This is a genomic window from Streptomyces tremellae, from assembly GCF_039540215.1.
Lineage (GTDB): Bacteria > Actinomycetota > Actinomycetes > Streptomycetales > Streptomycetaceae > Streptomyces > Streptomyces tremellae.
On record NZ_BAABEP010000118.1, the window covers coordinates 1 to 6,936 of the forward strand.

1 pseudogene is annotated in these 6,936 nt (G+C 74.8%); it reads right to left on the reverse strand.

From position 1 onward, the window contains the following. Positions 1–6,911 (reverse strand): annotated as a pseudogene (locus ABEA77_RS33325) (hypothetical protein); the annotation flags it as partial. Positions 6,912–6,936: the final 25 nt, after the last annotated feature.

A 6,936-nucleotide genomic window follows, 5' to 3' on the forward strand; every position in this document is an offset into this window, starting at 1 on the left:
ACCTTCTTGGCCTGCCCGACCAGCTTGCGCCCCGCGGAACCGCCGAACACCGTGCTGTGCACGGTCGAGCGCACGTAGCGTCCGACGGCACCGATCATCGCCCGCAGTCCGGCCGCGGGGCCGAAGAACGACGCGATGTCGAAGCTCGGTCCGACGGCGGCGCTGATCTCCTGCGTGTACGTCTTCGACAGCGTGCGCTCGTTCCTGAGCGTCTGCTGCACGGTCACCCGCATCTCGGAGGCGGCCGTGCCGGTCAGCAGCCTCGCCTTGCCCGGCACGACGCGGTCGACGACGAACGCGCCCATCGGAGTGCGGTCGTTGTCGTCCCGCGTCAACTGCCGTGTCGTGACGAGGCCGTGGGCGAGCCGGTCCGCCATGCGGTGGAAGTTCTCCGTGGTGAAGAACCCGCTGATCTCCTCGTGTGCCGACGTGTCGGGGGCGGCGTGCACGCGCTTGAGCGCCCAGTCCCTGATCTCCCGCACGGGGCCGAAGCCCTCAGTGTGCACGAGTCGGTAGGCCGCGTCCGGGTCGATCGTCATCTCGCGCGGCGCCTGGCCCGGGTGCTCGGCGCCCTGCCTGGTCTCGCTCTCCAGGAGCCGCACGGTCAGGCCGCCCCGCACACCGAAGGTGAAGTGGTCGGGCGGCGCGCCGACCGTGCCGGGACGGTCCTGCGCGGTCGCCGCGGTGTCGTCCCCGCCCTCGACGCGCACCTCGTACTGCACGTCGTCCAGGTAGAGGCTCGACGGCTCCGCCGTGCGGGTCTCGGCCTGGCTGAGCGTCTGGTTCTGCATCCCGTAGTCGTACGTGCGGGAGTGGCCGACCGCGCCGGCGATCCGCCCGTACGCGGCGATGCCGGACGCCGGGCCGAGCGAGACGGCGGGCGCGATCCTGCGGCTCGTCGTCTGCGACGCGCCCGCGCCGGTGGTGACCTGGCTGCGCTGCACGGTGTCGAAGGTGAACGGCGCGCCGAACGCGTCGTCGAACCGCTCCCACGTGTTGTGCGGGCGGGTCGTCACCCGCAGGTGCCTGGTGCGGCCCGCGGCGTCCTTGAAGCCGAGCGAGCGGTAGCCCTCGCCGTGGAACCGCCACGGTGTGTCGCGCAGCGCGCGCCGCAGGTTGTCGAGCAGCCTGGCCTGGTCCTCCGGGCCTTCGTGCGTCAGGGCGAGGCGCTCCCCGATCTCGGCGACGACCTGGCGGGTCCCGCGCAGGGTGACCCTGCCGTCGCCGTACGTGCCGAAGCGGCCGGTGTCGGTGCCGTCGCCGGTGAGGTACGTCGGCAGCCGCGTGCCGTCCTCGAACGTCACGACCCGCCCGTTGCGCGGCGGCGGCACCATCGTCCGGTCGATCCGCGGCCTGCGGTACGTGTCGAGGCTGGCCTCGACCGTGGTGTGCCGCGAGGGCGCGAGCGCCTCCCTGACGGGCGTGGCGAGCGAGCCGCCCGGCACGGAGCCGTCCTCGAAGTGCACCCGGAGCCGCGGCGGCGCCCCGGTCGTCGTGGTCTCGTGGGCGGGGGCGGTCTCGTCGGGCGCCGTCCCGGTCGCCACGGTGTCGGTCGCGGCGGTCCCGCGAGTGTCGGCGATCTCACCGGTCTCGCGGGTCTCACCGGTCTCGCGGGTCTCACCGGTCTCACCGGTCTCGCGGGTCTCGCGGGCTTCCGGGGCGTCGTGGGTCGCGGCGGTCTCGCCGGGCGGCACCGTGTCGCGGGGCGTCACCGTCCCGGCCTGCGGGGTGTCGATGGCCGCCAGGTGCGCCTCGCGCGTCCCGGCCGCCGGGGTGCGCGCTTCGGTGGCGGTGCGCGCGAGGGCGGCGAGGTCGCCCTCCCTGGCCGTACGGCCACCGGACCCGCGGCCGGCGGCCGTGCGCGGGCCGTGGCCGAGACCGGCGTCCCGCGCGGTCTCCGACAGGGCCGGGCTGTAGTGCCGGTCGGCCACGTGCAGAACGACGTGCGGCAGTTCGCCGCCGTTCGAGCCCTCGGGCAGGAACTCCCCGAACGTCCCGCCGTCCCGTACGACCGTGACCCTGACGCCGAAGGTGCGCGCGGCGAGCGCGGGCAGCAGGTCGGCGGCACCGTGGTCCCAGCTCCCTTCGTCCGCGGCGGGCCTGCGCAGTTGGGCCGCGGCGAGCGCGGCGCGGGCGTCCCGCGGCAGAACCTCGTGCAGCGGCATCCGGCCTGTGGCGGCGAACTCCCGCTGCTGCGGGCTCCCTTCGCCGAAGCGGAGGCCGGCGGCCGCCGCCTCCTCGGGCGTGAAGGCGTCCCGGGTGTCGGGCGCGGCGAAGTCCAGCAGGTCCGCGTTCTCCTCCTCGCCGAGCTGGTCGGCGAGGAGGTGCCGCAGCGCCTCGTTGGTCTCCCGCACGTCGCCCACCGGCACGCGGTCGGCCAGCAGGCCGGGGGCGAGGTGGTCGAGCCCCGCGGCGAACGAGCGGAAGAATCCGTCGCCGTCGCGCGGCACGTCGTGCACGGTGTACGTGGTGCCGTCCGGCGCGGTCAGGCGGGACGGCATGTCGTCGGTGCCGGGCTCGACCGCGTAGCGCGGGCCGCCGGGCGCCGTACCGGCCGCGGCCTTCGGCGGCGCCGTGTAGGTCACGGCCGCGGGCTCGGGCACGGTCGCGCGCACGCCGTCAGGCAGCCGGTGCCAGCGGGTGAGCCGGTCCGCGCCCGCGCGGACCCGGTGGAACTCGGCCGCGGCCGCCTTCGCCTTGGCCTCCGCGCCCGCGAGGGACGCGTGCGCGGCGTCCACTGCGCGGACGGCACCGTCGAACAGGGCGCGCGCGGAGCGCACCCTGGCGACCGCCTCCCGCACGGCGGCGGCCCGCTCGGCCGCCGCGTCCTCCCGCCCCGCGGTGTCGAGTGCCGTGTCGTCGGCGGCGCGCCCCAGGGTGTCGAGCGCCGTGTCCGGCGCGTGCCGCCTGGCGAACGCGTCGGCGAGCGCCTGCCTCGCCGCCCGCAGGTCGCTCTCGAACGCGTCGCGCCGCTCGCCGAGTTCGGGCAGGCCGCGCCGGGTCTTCCAGTACGCGTTGTCGGCGGCGACCCATGCGTCGCCCGCCTTCTTCACCGCGGCCCAGGCGTCCGCGACGCCCTGGGGGAAGGTGGTGTCGTCGACGAGGCCGAGCTCGCGGGCGACATCCTCCCGCACCCACGCCAGGACGTGCGTGTCGGACTCCACGGCCTGCGGGCCCGGCTTCACAGGACCGAACGGGCCCAGGTTCCGCGACATCCACGAACCCACCGCACCGTCCTTGAACGTGCGGTGCACGTCCGCGACACCCAGCCACTTCGTCGGAACCGCGAACAGGAACGCCTTGGCCGCGGTGGGCTTGAGGGTGACCTGCCCGGCCTCCGCACCGCCCTGCCGCCTGCTGTCGGCCTCGGTCGCGGTGGCGTCGGCGCCCTGCACACCGGGCTGGGCCCGGCCCGGGTCGCCGCTGGCGAGCACCGGGCCGCCGCCGAGGATCGGCTGCTGGGCGCCGCTGCGGGTCACGGACGTGTCGGTGGACGCCGTGGAGCGCTCCGCGCTCTCCATGCTGGCGTCCGGCGCGACGGCGAGCAGCTGCGCGCCCTGGAGGTCCGGCCGCGAGTAGAGGCGGTAGGCGCCCTCGGCGCCGCCCGCGAAGGTGTCCTCCGAGAGGCCCGCGACCTGGTAGCCGTCCTGCCGCGCGGTGTCGTCGAAGAAGGCGGCGAGCGACTCGGCCGTCGTGCCGTCGTGCAGCGCGAGCGACGACGCCGTGCCGGGCCTGGTGAGGCCCGAGTCGTGCGCCTTGGCGAGCGCGCGCTCCAGCGTCTCGCCCTCCAGGTGCCCGCCGCCGCGCACCGCGGAACCGAGCGACGTGCCGTACGCCTTCGCCACCGCCAGGTCACCCGCCGCCCGCAGGTTGGCGAGGCCGACCACCTGGCGGACGTGGAAGCCCACGTCGGGGACGGTGAACGGCTTCTGTGTGCCGTCCGGGTGCGCGGTAGCGCGCCACCGGTCGATGGCCTCCTGGGTGACCTCGCGGGGGCTCCACACCGTGGCGCTCGGGGCGGGCGCCGCCAACTGCGGCGTGTCCAGCGGGTCCACGGCGGGGGTCGTGCCCTCGGCCGGGACGGAGTCGGCGTCCTCGTCCTGGGCTGTGTGCCCGTCGGTGGCCGCGGTGTCCACGGCGGGCGTGGCCGTGTCCGTGCCCGCCGCGGGGGTGTCGTCCGCCTCGACACGCTTGCGGGCCTCGTCGAGTGCCCGCTCGACGTCCGCGCCCCAGCCGTCCGTGTCCGTACCCGCCAACGGGTCCGGCAGCACGGGCCGTTCCGTGTCCTCGCGCCTGGCCTGTTCCGTGCCCTGGTGCCCGGCGGCCGGCTCCACCGCGTCCACCGCGTCCGCCGCGGACGCCGGGGCGGCGGTGTCCGCCGCGGGCGCCGTGCCCACCGCTTCCACCGTCTCCGTCGCGGGGGCCTGCGTGCGGGGCTCGGCGGGCACGGTCAGGCTCAGCGGCACCTGCTCGCGCAGCGCGCCGACATCGCCCTCGGCGGTGATCTTCCTGCCGTCACCGAGGTCGAGGGTGAGCCTGAGCCGGTAGGGGGTGAGGTACTCGGCGTGCGGCTCGTTGGTGTAGAAGACCGTGTTCTTCATCCGCGCCGTGGAACTGCCCGACGCGACCTGCTGCGTGCTGGAGCCGAGCTCGGAGTAGGTGGGCCCTGCCGCGCTCGCGATCTCGTCGCCGGTGCGCACGGCCTCCCCGAGCTGGACGCCGAGCGCCTTGATCTTCGCGTCGGTGCGCGTCGTCTCGGTGGTCTCGGTCGCGTGGCGGCCGTCCTTGAAGGCCGTGCTGTGCCCGAGGCCGTCGAACTCGGCCTCACCCTTGATCAGTTCGACGCTGACGGGGCGGGTTCGGCCGCCGATCCTGACGGCGCCGAAGCCGGGACCGCCGATCCTGCCCCGGGTCTCGGTACCGCCGGACAGCAGCCGCCCGTACAGGGCGCGCAGCGGGCGCGGCGAGGTGCGGGACCACGCGTCGTCGCGGGTGGCCGCGTCGGCGCCCACGTCCTCCAGCTTCTTGGTGAACTCCGCGACGACCTTCGCCGCGTCGAGGGAGTTGACGGGGTACGCGCCGAACGGGCTGTCCTGCCACCACTGCGGCAGCCGCCACTCCTGCTCGGTGTAGCGCGGCACCTCACCGGCCCCGTCGCGCAGCAGCCCGAGCCGGTGCGCGGCCTTCTCCGTGATGTGGCCCACCCAGTCGTTGTGGAAGGTGAACCGCTTGCCCGCCCACGCCGTACGCAGCCGGGTGGCGAGCGCGTGCACCGGCGCGAGCAGGCCGTCGCCGCGCACCGTGCCGGCGATCTCGTGCTCGGTGTCGCCGACGACGAGCACCTTGTGGTGGGTGTCGACGGGGTTGATGTCGCTGGTGACCGTCCTGTTCACGGTCTTCGTCACGCCGTGGGTGCTGCCGACGCGGCCGAGCGCGCCGTAGGTGCCCGCGACGCTGGGCGAGCCGTCGTGCGTGTGGACGGCGTTGCCCGCCATCGCGAGGGTGAAGGTGTGCGTCGTGGTGGTGGCGCCCGACGCGGTGGTGTCCGAGCCGAGGTTCTGCTCCGTGTCGATCTTCACGGGCTTGGACGCGACCCGCAGATTCCCGACGCCGAGCCGGTGCACCAGGGCGCCGAGCCTGTTCAGGTAGGGCCCCTGCCCGAACAGGCCGTTGATGCGACTGCCCGCGGGCGCGGAGAGCTGGTCGAAGTCGGCGGTGAGCGGCTGCGCCTGGAGCGAGCGCACGATCGCCTCGTGCGCGGGCGCGCCCTGCTGCCTGAAGAACCACGAGTCACCCGACACCTGCTGCATGATCTGCTCGGCGCCGTCGACGAGTTCGCGGTGCGCGCCGACGCTGACCGTGTGGACGGGGAAGTCGCCGAAGCGGTTGGGCGCCTGCGGGGGCGCGCCCAGCAGGTCGCCCGTGACGAGGGCCTTCGCCTCCGCCGTGGTGAGCGGCGTCACGGTGGGCGTGCGGGTGTCGGCCGTGGCGGTGTGCGGGTCGGTCGCCGGGGTGTGCTCGGACGCCACGGAGAGCAGCACCCGGCCGGTGACAGGTTCGCCGGCCGTGCCGCCGACGAGGTCGGTGCGCGGCTCGTCGCGCACGAACATCTGCGTGCCGAGCACGCCGAGGGAGACCGTGCCGCGCCACAGGTGCCTGAAGCGGCGGTAGCCGCCGGTCGAAGCGGTCAACTCCAGCTTGTAGCTGTGCAGATGCGACGGGGAGGTACTGCTGCTGAGCCCCTCGAACGAGGCGGTGGAGCCGTAGCCGGTCCTGTGCCCGGTCTGCCGGCCCCAGCGCGGGCCGACCTGGAGCGTGCCGATGTTCTCCGGCCTGGCGACGACGTCGTGCACGGAGTCACGCACGGCGAGGGAGCCCTCGACGCCGCCCTCATAGCCGCGGACGACGTTGCGCATGCCGTCTACGCGCCGGGTGCCCGGCGCGCTGGTACGCACGTGCAGGTCGTTCTGCGTGCCCTCGTAGCGGCGGTCGGTGAGGGCGCCGTCGATCCACAGGTAGCGGTGGGACCTGTGGACGCGCCCGGGGCCGACCAGGTCGATGCGGACGCCGGTGGTGACGAGGGTCTCCAGGTTGCCCGCCATGCTGTGGTGGGACAGCGTGTTGACGACGTTCAGGGTGTTCTGGAGCGCCATGCGGTAGTGCTCGCGGCTGGTCCACCGGGAGTCCGCGGGCTCGCCGAAGTCTTCGAGCGGCGCGACCATCTCCGGGTATTTCTCTGCCGCGGTCCGCAGCACCCGCTGTGTGAAGTCCTGGAGCAGCGAGGGCCTGGGTGGTGCCTGGGTCTCGGGCGCGGCCTCCTCCCGCGTCCCGGTGGCCTCCCGGGTGCCCTGCTCGTCCTGGACCGGCTGCGTCTCGTGGAGGAACGCCTCCGGGCGGCTCAGCCCCAGCACGGTCGGATGGTCCTTGGCCAAGTAG